13 protein-coding genes are annotated in these 15,332 nt (G+C 68.5%); 7 read left to right on the forward strand and 6 right to left on the reverse strand.

Annotation, left to right across the window (positions count from 1 at the left end; all coding sequences use genetic code 11):
* Nucleotides 1–83: 83 nt before the first annotated feature.
* Nucleotides 84–938: a LysR family transcriptional regulator gene (locus NA12_RS11605; RefSeq protein WP_067449205.1), complete on the forward strand. Its 855-nt coding sequence runs from the start codon at nucleotides 84–86 to the stop codon at nucleotides 936–938.
* A gap of 155 nt (nucleotides 939–1,093) precedes the next feature.
* On the opposite strand, the gene NA12_RS11610 is transcribed toward NA12_RS11605, so the two are convergent.
* The 5 genes from NA12_RS11610 to NA12_RS11630 form a co-directional block, all read right to left on the reverse strand.
* Nucleotides 1,094–2,080 carry an aminoglycoside phosphotransferase family protein gene (locus NA12_RS11610; RefSeq protein WP_067449206.1) on the reverse strand — a complete coding sequence of 329 codons (987 nt, stop codon included), beginning with the start codon at nucleotides 2,078–2,080 and terminating at the stop codon, nucleotides 1,094–1,096.
* A gap of 38 nt (nucleotides 2,081–2,118) precedes the next feature.
* Nucleotides 2,119–3,813 carry a serine/threonine-protein kinase gene (locus tag NA12_RS11615; protein WP_084472723.1) on the reverse strand — a complete coding sequence of 565 codons (1,695 nt, stop codon included), beginning with the start codon at nucleotides 3,811–3,813 and terminating at the stop codon, nucleotides 2,119–2,121.
* Nucleotides 3,814–3,926: 113 nt separating this feature from the next.
* A complete protein-coding gene (locus NA12_RS11620; protein ID WP_067449210.1) occupies nucleotides 3,927–4,577 on the reverse strand; it encodes a Uma2 family endonuclease in 651 nt (216 codons plus the stop codon).
* Between the two features lie 103 nt (nucleotides 4,578–4,680).
* Entirely contained in the window at nucleotides 4,681–5,637 is a 957-nt protein-coding gene (locus tag NA12_RS11625) for an electron transfer flavoprotein subunit alpha/FixB family protein (protein ID WP_067449212.1), read from the reverse strand.
* A gap of 37 nt (nucleotides 5,638–5,674) precedes the next feature.
* Nucleotides 5,675–6,460: an electron transfer flavoprotein subunit beta/FixA family protein gene (locus tag NA12_RS11630; protein ID WP_067449214.1), complete on the reverse strand. Its 786-nt coding sequence runs from the start codon at nucleotides 6,458–6,460 to the stop codon at nucleotides 5,675–5,677.
* A 187-nt stretch (nucleotides 6,461–6,647) separates the two neighbouring features.
* On the opposite strand from NA12_RS11630, the gene NA12_RS11635 reads away from it, so the two are divergent.
* The 5 genes from NA12_RS11635 to NA12_RS11655 all read left to right on the forward strand — a co-directional run bounded on the left by NA12_RS11635 (nucleotide 6,648) and on the right by NA12_RS11655 (nucleotide 12,821).
* Entirely contained in the window at nucleotides 6,648–7,451 is an 804-nt protein-coding gene (locus tag NA12_RS11635; RefSeq protein ID WP_067449216.1) for a class I SAM-dependent methyltransferase, read from the forward strand.
* On the forward strand, nucleotides 7,448–8,992 hold the full coding sequence (locus tag NA12_RS11640) for a 1,4-alpha-glucan branching protein domain-containing protein (RefSeq protein ID WP_067449218.1): 1,545 nt from the start codon (nucleotides 7,448–7,450) through the stop codon (nucleotides 8,990–8,992). Before NA12_RS11635 ends, NA12_RS11640 begins: the two co-directional genes overlap by 4 nt.
* Nucleotides 8,989–10,242 carry a glycosyltransferase family 4 protein gene (locus NA12_RS11645; protein WP_067449220.1) on the forward strand — a complete coding sequence of 418 codons (1,254 nt, stop codon included), beginning with the start codon at nucleotides 8,989–8,991 and terminating at the stop codon, nucleotides 10,240–10,242. Before NA12_RS11640 ends, NA12_RS11645 begins: the two co-directional genes overlap by 4 nt.
* Before the next feature lie 176 nt (nucleotides 10,243–10,418).
* A complete protein-coding gene (locus tag NA12_RS11650) occupies nucleotides 10,419–12,362 on the forward strand; it encodes a TerD family protein (RefSeq protein WP_067449511.1) in 1,944 nt (647 codons plus the stop codon).
* Nucleotides 12,363–12,458: 96 nt separating this feature from the next.
* The gene (locus tag NA12_RS11655; protein WP_067449222.1) at nucleotides 12,459–12,821 is read left to right on the forward strand and encodes a SpoIIAA family protein; all 363 of its coding nucleotides are present in this window, start codon (nucleotides 12,459–12,461) and stop codon (nucleotides 12,819–12,821) included.
* Nucleotides 12,822–12,862: 41 nt separating this feature from the next.
* On the opposite strand, the gene NA12_RS11660 is transcribed toward NA12_RS11655, so the two are convergent.
* Nucleotides 12,863–14,161, reverse strand: coding sequence for a putative glycoside hydrolase (locus tag NA12_RS11660; RefSeq protein ID WP_067449224.1), 1,299 nt, complete (start codon nucleotides 14,159–14,161; stop codon nucleotides 12,863–12,865).
* 274 nt (nucleotides 14,162–14,435) lie between these two features.
* On the opposite strand from NA12_RS11660, the gene NA12_RS11665 reads away from it, so the two are divergent.
* On the forward strand, nucleotides 14,436–15,329 hold the full coding sequence (locus NA12_RS11665) for a polysaccharide deacetylase family protein (RefSeq protein ID WP_243654696.1): 894 nt from the start codon (nucleotides 14,436–14,438) through the stop codon (nucleotides 15,327–15,329).
* The last annotated feature ends 3 nt before the right edge of the window (nucleotides 15,330–15,332 follow it).

Here is a 15,332-nt window from a genome sequence, read left to right on the forward strand (position 1 = left end):
ATGCGGAACGTAGATGTTTCCACTGCCTGGGCGCATAGTAGAGATGACTCTTATCTGTATAACTAATCAATGGGAGGTACCTGGTGGAACTTCGACAGTTGGCCTACTTCGTGGCCGTCTGCGAGGAACTCAGTTTCAGCCGCGCGGCGAACCGCTGCTTCATCTCACAATCCGCGATCAGTCATCAGATCGCGAGACTGGAACGTGACCTCGGCGCGCAACTTTTCGAGCGCACCACCCGCGCCGTCGTCCCCACCGACGCGACCTCACGCCTGCTGCCACTGGCCAAGCAGATGCTGAGCCTGGAATCGGCGATCCGCGCCGCCGTGCGCACCACCGGACCACGAATTCGCTTGGCCGCCAACATGTCTTTCGCCGCGCCGTCGCTGTCGGCGATCGCCACCGCGCGGGCCGCGCATCCCGACGCCGAGATCGAATACGTCATCAAACCGTTCCGTCAGCGGATCACGGCGGTGGCCGACGGCGACTGCGATCTGGCGCTGATCCGCGGCAGTGTCGAACAGCCGGGTCTGGCGGTGGAACAGCTGTGGGTCGAGGACCTGGTGATCGCCATCTCCAGCAATCATCCGCTGGCCGAACGCGGCGCGGTCACCCTCGCCGATCTGAGCCCCTATCCCCTGCTGCTGCCGCCCGAACAGGAGCAGGTGTTGTTGCACACACTGATCCGCTCGGCCTTTGCCGACCTCCCGACCGGACCCACGTTCGGCCCGCCGATCCCGCCCGACCACACCGCCACGATGGAACTGCTCAACCGGCCCGAGTCCTGGACGATCCTCTACGAGGGACCGACCAAGGGCCTGCTCACCCTCGACCTCACCGACCACCGCCTACGCATCCCGGTGTCGGCGGTCCTACGCGAGGACGCCCGCGAGAATCCGATCGTGCGGACCCTGCTGGATGCCCTGCACCGACCGTGAGCGCCGCCATACGGCGCTATCCCACAGCGAGTCGATGCGGTCGGCGACCGTTCGAGGTGCCGGGCCCCACCTGGATCGCCGGAGTGCCGTGGCCGTTCAGGTCGGCGACCGTTCCGGGTGCCGAGCCCACCGGATCGCCGGAGTGCGGTGGCCGTTCAGGCCGGGTCGGCGCGACGCCACGGGTCGCCTGCCAGCGCTGTCGCGACCGCCAGGTGCAGTGGCAGGGTCTCGTCGTCGCCGTCCTCGACCGACCAGACGATCTCCTCGATCGCGCGCAGGAACGCCCAGCCGCCCGCGCGGTCGATCGGGACATCGAGGTGGCGCGCGGTGGTGACGACGACGGCGCGGGCGTGTTCGGGGGTCGGGGTCGTCTGGACCTGGATCATGATCAGGAAGCCCGCGTCGAAGGCCGCTTCGCCGAGGCAGGGCTTCGGATCGATCAGGAGCCACGGTTCACGTTCGGCGGCAACGATATTGCCGAGGTGGGTGTCGCGGTTGACGATCAGCGGCTCACCGATCGGCTCCCCCAACTCGGCGCACCTGCGTGCCGCCTGTTCTCGCAGCAATGGTGAGAGATGTTCGGCCAGTGCGGGTTCCGGATCGGCCAGCCGCGCGCGAAGTCCCGCCACGATGTCAGTGGCCATGGGCAGTTCCGGGAAACCGGCGGGAACCGTGGTCAGCGGTCGTCGTAGTCGGCGGTACAGCCCGCAGGCGAACGCCACCTTGTCGGCGTTCTCCGGTCGGCCCTCCAGGCTGGGAAACCCTGGCTGCGTGAGCAATTCGACGCCCGGGCGGGCCCATTCGAGCAGCAGCGCACCACTGTCCGGGTCGAAATCGAGCAGCCGGACCGCGCCGTCGCCGTCGTAGCTGTGCAGCGCGGTGGCCTCGGCGATGTTCTCCTCGTCGTGCATCGGCACCTTCAACACCACCCAGGTACCACCCACGCGCCGCGCCGACGCCACATAGGCGTGCGTTCCACCGTCGAACGGCGCGGAGAACTCCGTCAGCCCCCACCGCGCCGCCAACCCCGCGACCACTTCGGGCAGCGCGTCGATCCACCGCGCGCCGGCCGCACCGAACACCGTGCGCACCGTTTCCTCGACCGAGGACGGCAACACCACCGAGACCCGCCCCGACGACATCAGCCCACCCTACCGACCATCACGGGCACCGCCGCCGATCATCGCCAGCGACTCGCGCGGACCGCCTTGCGGTAGCGGATCCAGCGCCCGGTCGACGACGACGCCGCGAACCCGACCAGTGCCGCCGCGAGGACGAACACCGCGGCGGAGGCCGCGGTCGCGGGGTAGACCTCGCCCACTGCGGACCCGATGACGCCGAACAGCGCGAACAGCCCCACGAGCACCGCCGTAATGATCGACATGACCCGGCCTGCGGTGCGCGCGCAGAGCAGCAGCACCGCGCCGCTGCCGGTGAACACGACGACGACCGTGAGAATCGCGATCGCGAGGAACGACCCGGTGGGGTCCTCGCCCCGGTCGATCTCGTCCAGTGTTTGAGTGATGCCGAAGACCAGGAAGGCCGCGATCGACAGACTGAACAGCAGTGTCACGATGCCGACGAAGAACGCGGCGGCCTTCGACGGCTCGGGACCGACCGGGGTCTGCTGCCAGGGACCTGCGGCTGCCATCGGGTACATCCGCGGATCATTCACCGGCACAACGTATTCCGCGCGCGCCCAGGCAGGCTGAGCCTGCGCACCGGAGCCGTAGGGCTGTGGCGCGAGGCCGCCGGAGCCGTACGCCAACGGTGTGGGCTGTGGCGCGAGGCCGCTGGAGCCATACGCCGCCTGCGGGGCGAGCTGCTGCTGCGCGTGCCCGCCGGACTCATACGCCTGCGGGACGGGCTGCTGCGCGTGCCCGCCCGAACCGTACGCCGGGGCTGAGTGCTGGGCGTACCCACCGGAACCATGCCACTGCTGGGCAGGATCGGTCCATGGTCGCTGCGCGTGCTCAGCGGAGCCCGGGGACTGCTGCGCGGGGTCGTTCCACTGCTGATGCGTGGTCGGCGCGGCGACATGCCTGCCCTCGAGCGCGTCGCGCAGCGCGTCGGTGAATTCCGTCGCGCTGCCGAATCTCTCGTCGCGACGTTTGGCCATCGCGCGGGCGATGACGTCGTCGACCGCGGGCGGCAGATCCGTTCTGACCGTGCTGAGTCGCGGCACCGGCTGCGACAGGTGGCCCGCGACCACCTGTCCGGGGTTGGTAGCGGTGTAGGGCGGGTGCCCGGCGTACATCGCGAACAGGGTGCAGGCCAGCGAATACTGGTCGCTGCGATGGTCGACCACCTCGCCGGACAGTTGTTCGGGCGAGGCGTAGGCGAGAGTGGCGGTGAAGGTGCCCGTCGCCGTGAGTTGGGTGTTGGCGGAAGCGACCCGGGCGATCCCGAAATCGGTGAGTACCGCGCGGATCTCACGACCGTGTTCGGGATCGGCGATCAGGATGTTGCCCGGCTTGACGTCTCGGTGCAGCACCCCGTGCTGGTTGGCGTAGTCGAGCGCCGACGCCGTCTCCCCGATCAGGCGCGCGGTGACGCCGGGTTCGTGTGCCCGCGAATCCCAGGTGGCGGCGTCGGTTCCGCGAATGAACTGCATCGCGATCCACAGATACCCGTCATCGCGACCACGGTCGTATACCCCGACGATGCTCGGATGGTCCAGCTGCGCGACCACATCGGCCTCCCGCTCGAACCGCCGCTGCAATTCCTGATCGGCCGAGAACTCCCGATTCAGCAGCTTCAGCGCGACGCTGCGCGGCAACCGGGGATGTTCGGCCAGATAGACCGTCCCCATCCCGCCTTGCCCGAGCACCCGCTCCAAGCGATAGCCGGCGAAGCCCGCCCCCGATTCCAACACGACTCGCACGCTACCCGCCGATGGCGAAGTGCACCGAAGTACCTGCGCCACACACATTCGCGACAGTGGTGGACTTCGGCACAGTCACCGCTCGATGTTTCGAAGTGGACCCCTCAGAAGGCCAGTGCGGTCCAAGGGATCTCGAGTGTGAAGGGGTATGGGAAGGAAATGCCCGCACAGGAATCGGGGGTCCATTGGCCTGCCATTAGATAGTTCACGTTGCGGAGCGGGCGCACGCCGGGAGGGAGTTCGGCTTGACCGACCTGGAGGATGTACACGCGAAGGGCACCGATACCGGTCAGATCCGGCGTCAGGTCGACTTCCCAATACGACGGAATTCCGGCACCCGCGTACCGGGCCTTCTTCGCTTCTATTTCGGCAGGGGTGTTCGACGGCGACAGCACATCGCCGACCAGAACTGTATCGGCTGCCCGGATGTCGGCGCCGACCGGAAGGCAACGATGCACGACGAAGTCCGGGGTGACGAAGTCGGATTTCCCGGTACTGCCGAAGAACACGTTTGTCGCGAGGTTCGCCCGCCAACACCATTGCGGATGCGCGGACATCTCGATGCGAGCGCAACGTTCGATCTCATTGGTCAGACGGCGCATCGCGGTCTGATGCTCACCAATCCCCCGGCGCGCCCAGACAACTCGCCCATCCCACAACTCGATCTGATCGGCGATCTCCTCGGGAAGCCGCTCCAGATCCTCCCAAGTCAGGTATTCCGGCAGGTCAGCACGCTCGATATCGGGCGGGGACATACGCACATGCTATTCCACCGCACACGGCAACGGCCCGCGAAACCGGCTGCGCTGGCGCAGGGACGGGTTTCGCGGGCCGAGGTCTACTCAACCGGGGTGGCGGTCAGCCCTTGTGGGACTTCACGGCTTCGGTGAGCTGTGGGGAGACGTTGAACAGGTCGCCCACGATGCCGTAGTCGGCGATCTCGAAGATGGGTGCTTCCTCGTCCTTGTTGACAGCGACGATGGTCTTCGAGGTCTGCATGCCGGCGCGGTGCTGGATGGCGCCGGAGATGCCGAGTGCGATGTAGAGCTGCGGGGAGACGGTCTTGCCGGTCTGGCCCACCTGGAACTGGCCCGGGTAGTAGCCCGAGTCGACAGCGGCACGCGAGGCGCCGACAGCGGCACCCAGCGAGTCGGCCAGCGCCTCGACGACGGCGAAGTTGTCGGCGGAACCGACACCGCGGCCACCGGAGACGACAATGCTCGCCTCGGCGAGATCGGGGCGGTCGCCACCGACGATCGGGTCACGCGAGACGACCTTCACGACGCCGTCTTCCTGCGCCGGAACCTCGACGACGACCTGCTCGCCCGCGCCGGCCTGCGGAGCCGACTCGATGGCGCCCGGACGGATCGAGATCACCGGCACGTCGCCGGTGGCCTTGGCCTCCACGGTGAACGCGCCACCGAAGATGGAGTGCACGGCCGAGCCGTCGGCGTTGACGCCGATGACGTCGACGAGCAGACCGGAGCCGATGCGCGCGGCGAGGCGGCCCGACACCTCCTTGCCCTCGGCGGTGGCGGCGACCAGCACGGCGGCGGGCGCGGCGGAATCGACCAGGCCGGCCAGGACGTCGACCTTCGGGGTGACCAGGAAGCCCTCGATGTCGTCGGACTCGGCGACATAGATCTTCTCGGCGCCGGCGGCGGCCAGCGCGGCGGCCAGCTTGTCGGCGGTACCGGCGGGGCCTGCCACGACGGCGGCGGGCTCGCCCAGCGCACGGGCGGCGGTGAGCAGTTCGGTGCTGACCTTCTTCACGGCACCGTCGGCGTGCTCGATGAGCACAAGTACTTCAGCCATCAGTTCTTTCTCCTTACAAGTCTCGGACGGCGCCGGGTCAGATGATCTTCTGACCGATGAGGTAGGACGCGATCTGGTTGCCGCCCTCGCCCTCGTCCGCGATCTTCTCGCCCGCGGTGCGAGCCGGCTTCGGGGTGGCGCCGGTGACCTGGGTGCCCGCGTTGGCGACACCGACGGTCTCCGGGTCGACGCCGAGGTCGGCCAGGGTGAAGACCAGAACTTCCTTCTTCTTCGCGGCCATGATGCCCTTGAAGGAGGGGAAGCGGGGCTCGTTGATCTTCTCGGTGACCGAGACGATCGCGGGCAGCGAGGCCTCGAGCTTGAAGACGCCCTCGTCGGTCTCGCGCTCGCCGGTGATCTTGTCGCCGTCGACGGTGAGCTTGCGCAGGTGCGTCAGCTGCGGGATGCCGATGTACTCCGCGATGATCGCGGGCACGGCACCGGCGCGGCCGTCGGTGGCCTCGTTACCGGCGATGACCAGCTCGACACCCTCGACCTGGCCGAGCGCGGCGGCCAGCACGTAGGCGGTCTGCACGGCGTCGGAGCCGTGGATCGCCGGGTCGTTGATGTGGATGGCCTTGTCGGCGCCCATGGACAGCGCCTTGCGGATGGCCTCGTTGGCGCGGTCGGGACCGGCGGCCAGCACGGTGACCTCGCCGCCCTGGGCCTCCTTGATCAGCAGCGCTTCCTCGACGGCGCGCTCGTTGATCTCGTCGAGCACCGCGTCGGCGGCCTCGCGGTCGAGGGTGTAGTCACCATCGGTCAGCTTGCGCTCGGACCAGGTGTCGGGGACCTGCTTGATGAGTACGACGATGTTCGGCATCGGTCTTCGTCGACCTCCTTCTGGGGACACGTGTGTGGTGGGGCCGCACGAGCTGAGCCGTACGTCCGTGTGAGATATCTAGCTCAGATCGGAACACTACCCTACGCTAAGTTACTCGTGGGTAACCTACCCGTGCAAGAGGTCCCTGATTCCTGCGCGAACCTGCGGTACCAGTAACCTCGGACCAATGAGCGAGGCTGTGATCCCTGCCGCACCCGCGGCCGCCACACATGAACCACTGCCGTTGACCGGCGAGCGGACGGTGCCCGGCATCGCCGAGGAGAACTACTGGTTCCGTCGGCACGAGATCGCCTACGCCCGCCTGCTCGACCGGTGCACCGACAAGATCGTGCTGGAGGCGGGCTCGGGCGAGGGCTACGGCGCCGACATGATCGCGGGCGTCGCCCAGCGCGTCACCGGCCTGGACTACGACGAGGGCGCTGTCGCGCACGTCCGCGCGCGCTACCCGCGCGTACAGATGATCCAGGGCAACCTCGCCGCGCTGCCGCTCGACGACGGGTCCGTCGACGTCGTGGTGAATTTCCAGGTCATCGAGCATCTCTGGGATCAGGGCCAGTTCCTGCGCGAGTGCCTGCGGGTGCTGCGCCCCGGCGGCGTGCTGCTGATCAGCACCCCGAATCGGATCACCTTCTCCCCCGGTCGCGACACCCCGCTCAACCCGTTCCACACCCGCGAACTCAATGCCGCCGAGCTGACCGAACTGCTCGTCGAGGCCGGGTTCACCGTCGCCGAGATGCTGGGCGTGCACCACGGCGCGAACCTGAAAGCGTTGGACGCCAAGCACGGCGGGTCGTTCATCGACGCCCAGATCGAACGCGCGCTGGCCGGTGAGCCGTGGCCCGCCGAGCTCACCGCCGATGTCGCCGCCGTCACCATCGACGATTTCGACCTGCGCGCGGGCGAGATCGACGCGAGCCTGGACCTGGTCGCGATCGCCGAGAAGGCACCCGCCGGGCAGGCAAGAAGTTGACCGATTCCCGCTCCGCCGTGCCGGGCCAGTTCACGCTGGTCCTGCACTCCCACCTGCCGTGGCTCGCCCATCACGGGCGCTGGCCGGTCGGCGAGGAATGGCTCTACCAGTCCTGGGCCGCGTCCTATCTGCCGCTGGTTCAGGTGCTGAAAAATCTTGCCGCCGAAGGGCGTTCGCATCTGCTGAGTCTCGGCATCACCCCGGTGCTCGCCGCGCAGCTCGACGATCCGCACTGCCTCGCGGGCATGCACCACTGGCTGGGCAACTGGCAGTTGCGCGCCGACGAGGCGTCGATGTCGGGGAACACGGCGCTGGGCCGTCACGAACACCGGCTCGCCGCGACCGCGCTGGCCGATTTCGCCCAGAACTGGCAGCACGGCGGTTCACCGGTCTGGCGTTCACTCATCGATGCCGACGCGATCGAGCTGCTCGGCGGACCCTTGGCCCATCCGTTCCAGCCGCTGCTCGATCCGCGGCTGCGCCAGTTCCAGCTCACCGAGGGCCTGGCCGACGCGCGCCTGCGCTGGGGCACCACGCCGACGGGCATCTGGGCGCCCGAATGCGGCTACACCCCCGGGATGGAACGGGGCTACGACGCCGCGGGCATCACCCACTTCATGGTCGACGGCCCGTCGCTGCGCGGCGACACCTCGCTGGGCAGGCCGGTCCGCGACTCCGAGGTCGTCGCCTTCGGGCGCGACCTGGCCGTGAGCTACCGGGTCTGGTCCCCGAAACAGGGCTACCCCGGCCAGAGCGCCTACCGCGATTTCCACCACTACGACCACGCGACCGGGCTCAAACCCTCGCGCGTGACCGGCAAGACCGTCGACGGTCCTGACAAGGCCCCTTACGATCCCGCGCTGGCCGCCGAAGCGGTCACCCGCGATGTCGCCGACTTCGTCGACACGGTCCGCGCCCGGCTGATCGAGGAGTCCGCGCGGATCGGCAGGCCCGCCCTCGTGGTGGCCGCGTTCGACACCGAGCTGTTCGGGCACTGGTGGCACGAGGGACCCCAGTGGCTCGAGCAGGTGCTGCGCGCGCTGCCCGAAGCCGGCGTGAACGTCGGCACCCTCGCCGATGCCCGCCAGAACGGCTACGTCGGCGAACCCGTGCAGCTCAACGACTCCTCGTGGGGTTCGGGCAAGGACTGGCGGGTGTGGGCGGGCGACCAGGTCGCCGACCTCGTCGAGCTCAACGCCGACATCGTTCGCCTGGCGCTGGACACCCTCGACAAGGTCCGCCGCGACGGCTCCCCGCGTGACCAGGTCGCCGATCAATTGCTGCGTGAGGCGATCCTCACGGTCTCGAGCGACTGGGCGTTCATGGTCAGCAAGGACTCCGCCGCCGGGTACGCCCGCGATCGAGCCCATGAACACGCGCACGCCGTCCGCGAGCTCGCCGAGGCGATCGGCGCCGGACAGTTCGCCAAAGCGACCCGTCTCGCGGCAGGATGGGCGATGGCCGACGGATTCTTCCCTGGTCTGGACGCGCGGCGGTTGCCGACCGCCGTCCCGTCGGCCGCCGCTGAAGGATCCGCATGAAGATTTTGATGGTGTCGTGGGAGTACCCGCCGGTCGTGGTCGGCGGGCTCGGTCGGCATGTGCATCACTTGGCCGTCGAACTGGCCGCGGCCGGTAACGAGGTCGTCGTCCTGGCCCGCAGGCCGACGGGGACCGACTCGGTCACCCACCCCACCCACTCCTACATCGCCGACGGCGTGCTCGTCGTCGCGGTGGCCGAGGACCCGCCGTGCTTCGATTTCGGCGAGGACATGCTGGCCTGGACGCTGGCCATGGGCCACGCGATGGTGCGGGCCGGGGTGGCACTCGGCAAGCCCGGGGTCGGCGAGGGCTGGACCCCCGATGTGGTGCACGCGCACGACTGGCTCGTCGCCCATCCGGCCATCGCGCTCGCCGAGTACTACGACGTGCCGCTCGTCTCGACGATCCACGCCACCGAGGCCGGACGCCACAGCGGCTGGGTATCGGGCCGGGTCAACAAGCAGGTCCACTCGGTGGAGTGGTGGCTGACCAACGAATCCGACCAGATCATCACCTGCTCGACCTCCATGCAGGACGAGGTCGAGCGCCTCTACGGCCCCGAACTTCCGCCGATCACGGTGATCCGCAACGGAATCGACGTCGGCTCGTGGACCTTCCGGGCCCGCGCGCCACGCTCGGGCCCGCCGCGCCTGCTGTATGTCGGCCGCCTCGAATACGAGAAGGGCGTGCAGGACGCGATCGCCGCCCTGCCCCGCATCCGCCGCGCCCACCCCGGCACCACCCTCACGGTGGCCGGGGTCGGCACCCAGTTCGAATGGCTGCGTGAACGGGCCCGCGTGCACCGCGTCGCCCGCGCCGTCCACTTCGTCGGCAGCCTCGGCCACGAGGAACTCCTCGGCTGGCTGCACGGCGCCGACGCCATCGTCCTGCCGAGCCGCTACGAGCCCTTCGGCATCGTCGCCCTCGAAGCGACCGCCGCGGGTGTGCCTCTGATCGCCTCCACCGCGGGCGGTCTGGGCGAAGCGGTGATCGACGGCGTCACCGGCGCGTCCTTCGCCCCCGCCGACATCGACGGCCTGGTAGACGCCGCCCGCGCGGTCCTCGACGACCCGCCCACCGCCCAGGCCCGCGCCCACACCGCCCGCGAACGCCTCACCGCCGACTTCGCCTGGGACGTGGTGGCCGTCGAAACCGCTCAGGTCTACTCCGTTGCCAAACGCCGGGTCCGCACCTCCCTCGGCCGCCCCGACATCGTGGAAAGACCACTGCCGGAACGAGATCCGAAGTAGGGCCGCTTACCATTCGGTCGATCGACCGAACGTGATCTGTGTAACAGAGCGGGTTCCGCCGCCGACACCCCTCGGCACCGTCACGCCATAACGGTGTGCGACAAGGGGGGTCAGCGAGTGGGTCGGCTGTATCAGCCTTGCGACTGAACGCCGACCACCGAAGGGTGAACCGCACTGTGTTGTCTCCGCTGCTGTCCAAGGGCCAGAACATTCCGCTCCCCGAGGATGTCGACCGCGTCGACATCGTGATCGGCTGGCCGGAACCCGAGATCGAGGTCGACGCCTCCGCGCTGCTGCTCGGCGCCGACCGGCGCGTCGGGTCCGATGCCGACTTCGTCTTCTACAACCAGACCGAATCACCCGACGGCTCGGTGCGCTTCCTCGGCACGAGCGCCACCGAGGAGGGAAAGCAGGCGAGGATCTCGATCGACCTGTCGATGGTTCCCGCGCACATCCACACCATCGCGTTGGCGGGCAGCGTCGGCGAAGGCACCTTCGGCGCGCTGGGCAAACTCGCGTTCCATGTCATCGATCCCGCCGGGCATTCGCTGGCCGAATATCTCACCGCCGACGCGGACACGGAGTCGGCGTTCGTCTTCGGCGAGGTCTATCGACGGGACGGCACCTGGAAGGTACGGGCCGTCGGGCAGGGCTGGGAGTCGGGCTTGTCCGGGTTGGCCACCGATTTCGGAGTCACCGTCGAAGACAGCGCACCACCCGCGACCACAGAACCGGAAGTCGTTGTCCCCGAGGTTCCAACCGCGCAGGCCCCGGCGCGTGGAGTGGCGACCACCAGGCGCGTAGTGCGTAAAACCAAGCCGATCGAATTCCGGCAGGCCGAAGCGGATACCTGGCAACCCGCTCGATTGTTCTCCGTCGTCGGGGTCGGCGCCGGCGAGGAACAGGAACGGCGCACCACCTCCGCGCTCATCGCCACCATGCAGGCCGTGCGCCCCTTCGCCCGGGCCATCTGCGCCCGAATGGGTGCGCCCGCAGGGGCTTTCGAGGGCTACCTCGAGGTGCAGTACGAATCGGGCGAAACCAAGGTCATTCCGGATGCGGTGCTGAAGGTGAGTCGCGGCGCCAAGCAGTGGACCGCGCTGCTTGAAGTGAAGACAGGCAACGGGAAGCTGCGACGCGACCAGCTCGAGAGCTACCTCGACGTCGCCCGGCGAAAGAAGTACGACGCCGTCGTCAGCCTGTCCAACGACATCCCCGCCGGACCGGGCGAACTGCCCGTCCCGGTGGACCGCCGCAAGCTGACGAAGGTGGCGCTGCGCCATCTGTCCTGGGCCGAAGTCGCCCACGAGGCACGCATGCTCACCACCCACGGCGGCATCGACGACGCGCTGCAAGCCTGGATTCTCGCCGAGTTCCTGCGCTTTCTCGACCATCCCCGCTCGGGTGCGGCCGAGTTCGTCGATATGGGCAGGCACTGGGTCACGGTTCGTGACGCCGTCACCCAGGGAACGCTGCGGGGCGGCGATACGAAGGCGCTGGCCGTCGCCGACACCTGGGTGTCGCTGTGCAGGCATCTCGCGCTGCGACTCACCGCCGAACTCGGTGTCGAGGTCAAGCATGTTCTCGCCCGCAAGTTCCACGCCGATCCGGCGGTGCGGGCCGCCGCCGTGGCCGAACGGCTGGCCACCGACGGTTCGTTCGAGGCCGTCCTGCGTATCCCCGAGACCGCGGGCGAACTCACCGTCATCGCCGATGTGCGAACGAACAAGGTCCGCTGCCGCACCACCATCGCCGCACCCGATGAGGGCACCCCGGTTCGCCGCGTGTCCTGGCTGACCAAGCAGCTCACCGATGCGCCCGGCCGCGTCCAGGTCGAGGCCGTGTTCGCCGAGCGCGGGATCGAGACGTGCGAATTCCTCGACACAGTTCGCACCACCCCCAAGTCGCTCGTCGACGGCCGCACCAGCCCGATCGTCTCGTTCACCCTCGAACAGACCTTCCCGATGGGCAACAAGCGCTCCGGCACCGCGGCCAGCTTCATCGCCAGCGTCACCGCGGCCACCGACGCCTTCTACGGCGCGGTCATGCAACCACTGCGCGAGTGGGTCCCCTCGGCGCCGAAACAGGTCGTCCTCGACCCGTCGGGAACTGCCGACTGATTCACGGGAGGATCATCCGTGACGGGTGAGGTCGGGGTGATGGTTCGGACTTAGGGTCGCGGAGTCCGGACCACTGCCTTCACACGAGGAGACCCGATGCCTTTGCAACCGATCGCCGATCTGCCCGACGCGACCATCGGGTTCCGGGCCAGGGGGAAGGTGCATGCCGAGGACTACGTGAAGGTGCTCGACCCAGCCATCAGGAAGGCTGTCGAGCAGGGGAAACCGGTGAACCTGGTCTATGTGCTCGGCGAGGACTTCGACGGGTATTCGCTGGGGGCGATGGCGAAGGATCTGGAGTTGGTGAAGGTGCCGCGCGAGGCGTGGGGGCGGATCGCGTTGGTCACCGATCATCGGATGTTGGGCGAGGCGGTGCACCTGTTCGGTTTTCTGATTCCGGCGCAGGTGCGGGTGTTCGCGCTGGCCGACGAGAGTGCGGCGCTCGCCTGGGTACGGTGATGCGCGCGGTGTCCCGATGTCGCACTGAAAGCTGTTGCGGCTCAGGCTGGTTGGAGGCCGCCTCCATGGTAGCGGGTGGCGGCGTTCCAGAGGAAGAAGCTGTCGACGCCCGCGTCTCGGGCGGCGTCGATCTGGGCTCGCAGTTCGGCGTCGCCATAGGTCACGCCGAGGCTGAAGTCCTGGAGCCACGGTGCCACTTTCGCGCTGGTGCCCGCGGTGGCCGCCCGGAAATCCTGTAGCGAGCGGAAGACGATGTCGTAGGGCTGGGCGTTGGGGTTGGCGACGCCGTACTCGCCGGGGCCCCAGTGCGATGGGTAGATCATGGGCGCCACGAAGTCGACGCTGCGCGAGATCAGGGGGATGTCCTGGGCGATCTCGTCGGGGCGGGTGGACGCGATTCCGTAGACCGCGGCGCTCAGGTGCGCGCCGGCGAGGTGCACGGGGTAGCGGCTCTCGGCGAGGAATGCCCCGACCGCGGTGGCGGGTGTGGTGGCGAGCCCCGAGAAATTCATACTGCTCAGGCTGCCGTCCGGGCGGCGGACGTAGTCGTACATGATGCCGTCGAAGCCGAGCTGCGCGCCTTCCACCGCGAGGTCGATATTGTATTGTCGCACTTCGGAATTGGCGAAGTTGGTGAACGCGATCGGGCCGTAGTGGCTGGAATAGGGTTGCCCGGAGGGATTCTGGACAACCCAGTCGGGGCGCCCGCTGTGCCAGGCCCATCCGGCGAGCGTCGGATCACGGAACGCGACGATCCGACCGACCACCCGCAGCCCCATGTCGTGCAGTTGCCGCAGGGCGGCCGGGGCATCGTAGATCGCGGTGGCGGCGCCGGATTCGCGGGCAAGGGGCACCTGGGAGGCGTAACCGATCACGCCGTCCTCGTCCTTGATATCGAGTTGCACGGTGTCGATGCGGCCTTCCCGCGCCAGATCGAGGACAGCTTCGCGCAGGCCGTCATGCGACCAGGCGTGCGCGGTCACGTGCACCGCGCGCATGCTCGGCAGCGCACTCCGGGTGACCACGGTGCCCGCGGTCTGGTTCCCGTGCGCGTCCACCGCGACGACCTCGAAAGCCGGTGCCCAGCGCACCGAGAGCTCGAAGGTCCCGTCCGCGGCGGGGACCACCGAATCCGGCCCGATGGACACGCGCACCGCGTCGACGGCGGTGCCGCGCACCACGACCGGCGCGCGATAGGAGCCAACGGGTTCGGGCGCGGCCATCCGCAGCGTCGGCGCCACGGTATCGGTGGACGGCAGCTCGGCGGATCTGCTCAGCGCGAATCCGGCCACCAGACAAACGACCAGCGCGGCGAGACCGACACCGATAACGGGGGCCATCCATCGCCGTCGATCGGCCGATCGGAGCTGCAATTCCAACGTCAACACCGCCTTCCAAAAACATTGACGCGCCAACTATTTCGCAATTCCGACCGGGCGTACTCGGTATCGATAGATCGACTGTAATCCGACGCCGCTGCGTAATATCGCATTGATGATGGGCGGTTCGAACACAAAGTTCCGGCTCGCGTCGGCGGCAATGCTGGCGGCCACACTCACGGCCTGTGCCGCGGGGGACAACGAAGCGATATCGACGGTCCGAACCCCCGCGCCCGTGACGACCGCCGAAACCCAGCCGCCGAATCCGGCCGAGATCGGCGCCAACGAACTGGGATTCGTCCCGGTCCTGATGTATCACCAGATCACCCCGAACCCGGCGGGCGAATACGACCAGACCCCGGCGGAATTGCGGGACGAACTGGAACGGCTCTACCGCGAGGGCTACCGCCCGGTGACCGCCGCGCGCTACATCTCCGGCGACCTCGACCTGCCCGCCGGTACCCACCCGGTGGTGCTCACCTTCGACGATTCCACCAGCAGCCAATTGAATTTCACCGAATCCGGCACGGTGGCACCGGACAGCGCCGCGGGTATTCTCGCCGAATTCGGCGCCCGCTACCCGGACTTCCGGCCGGTGGCCACCTTCTACGTGAACAACGAACCCTTCGGCGGCGACCCGCGCGCGCTACCGTGGCTGGCCGCGAACGGCCACGAAATAGGCGCGCACACCGCCGATCACGCCAACCTCGCGAGTCTGGACACCGACGGCGTGCAACGCGAACTCGTGCGGAATGTGCGCGCGGTGACCGCGGCGGCCCCCGCAGTCGCCGTGCGCACCATGGCGCTACCGCTCGGCGTCTATCCCCGCGATCACGCGCTGGCCACGGCAGGCAGCTGGGACGGCACGCCCTACCGCTTCGACGCCGTGATGCTGGTGGGGGCCGACCCCGCGCCTTCCCCCTACGGCGCGGTCGACCCCGGCGGGGTGCCGCGCATCCGATCGGGCCGGGGCGCGATCCCGTTCGACTCGGCCTATTGGCTGGACTGGCTCGCCGCGAACCCGGAACAGCGCTACACCGCCGACGGCGACCCGTCGCGCGTCTCCTTCACCCGCCAGCGCGCGACCGAACTCGACGTGCGCTGGCAGGACCGAGCCAACCCGTACTGACGC

The organism is Nocardia alba NBRC 108234, assembly GCF_001612665.1.
GTDB classification, from domain to species: Bacteria; Actinomycetota; Actinomycetes; order Mycobacteriales; family Mycobacteriaceae; genus Nocardia; species Nocardia alba.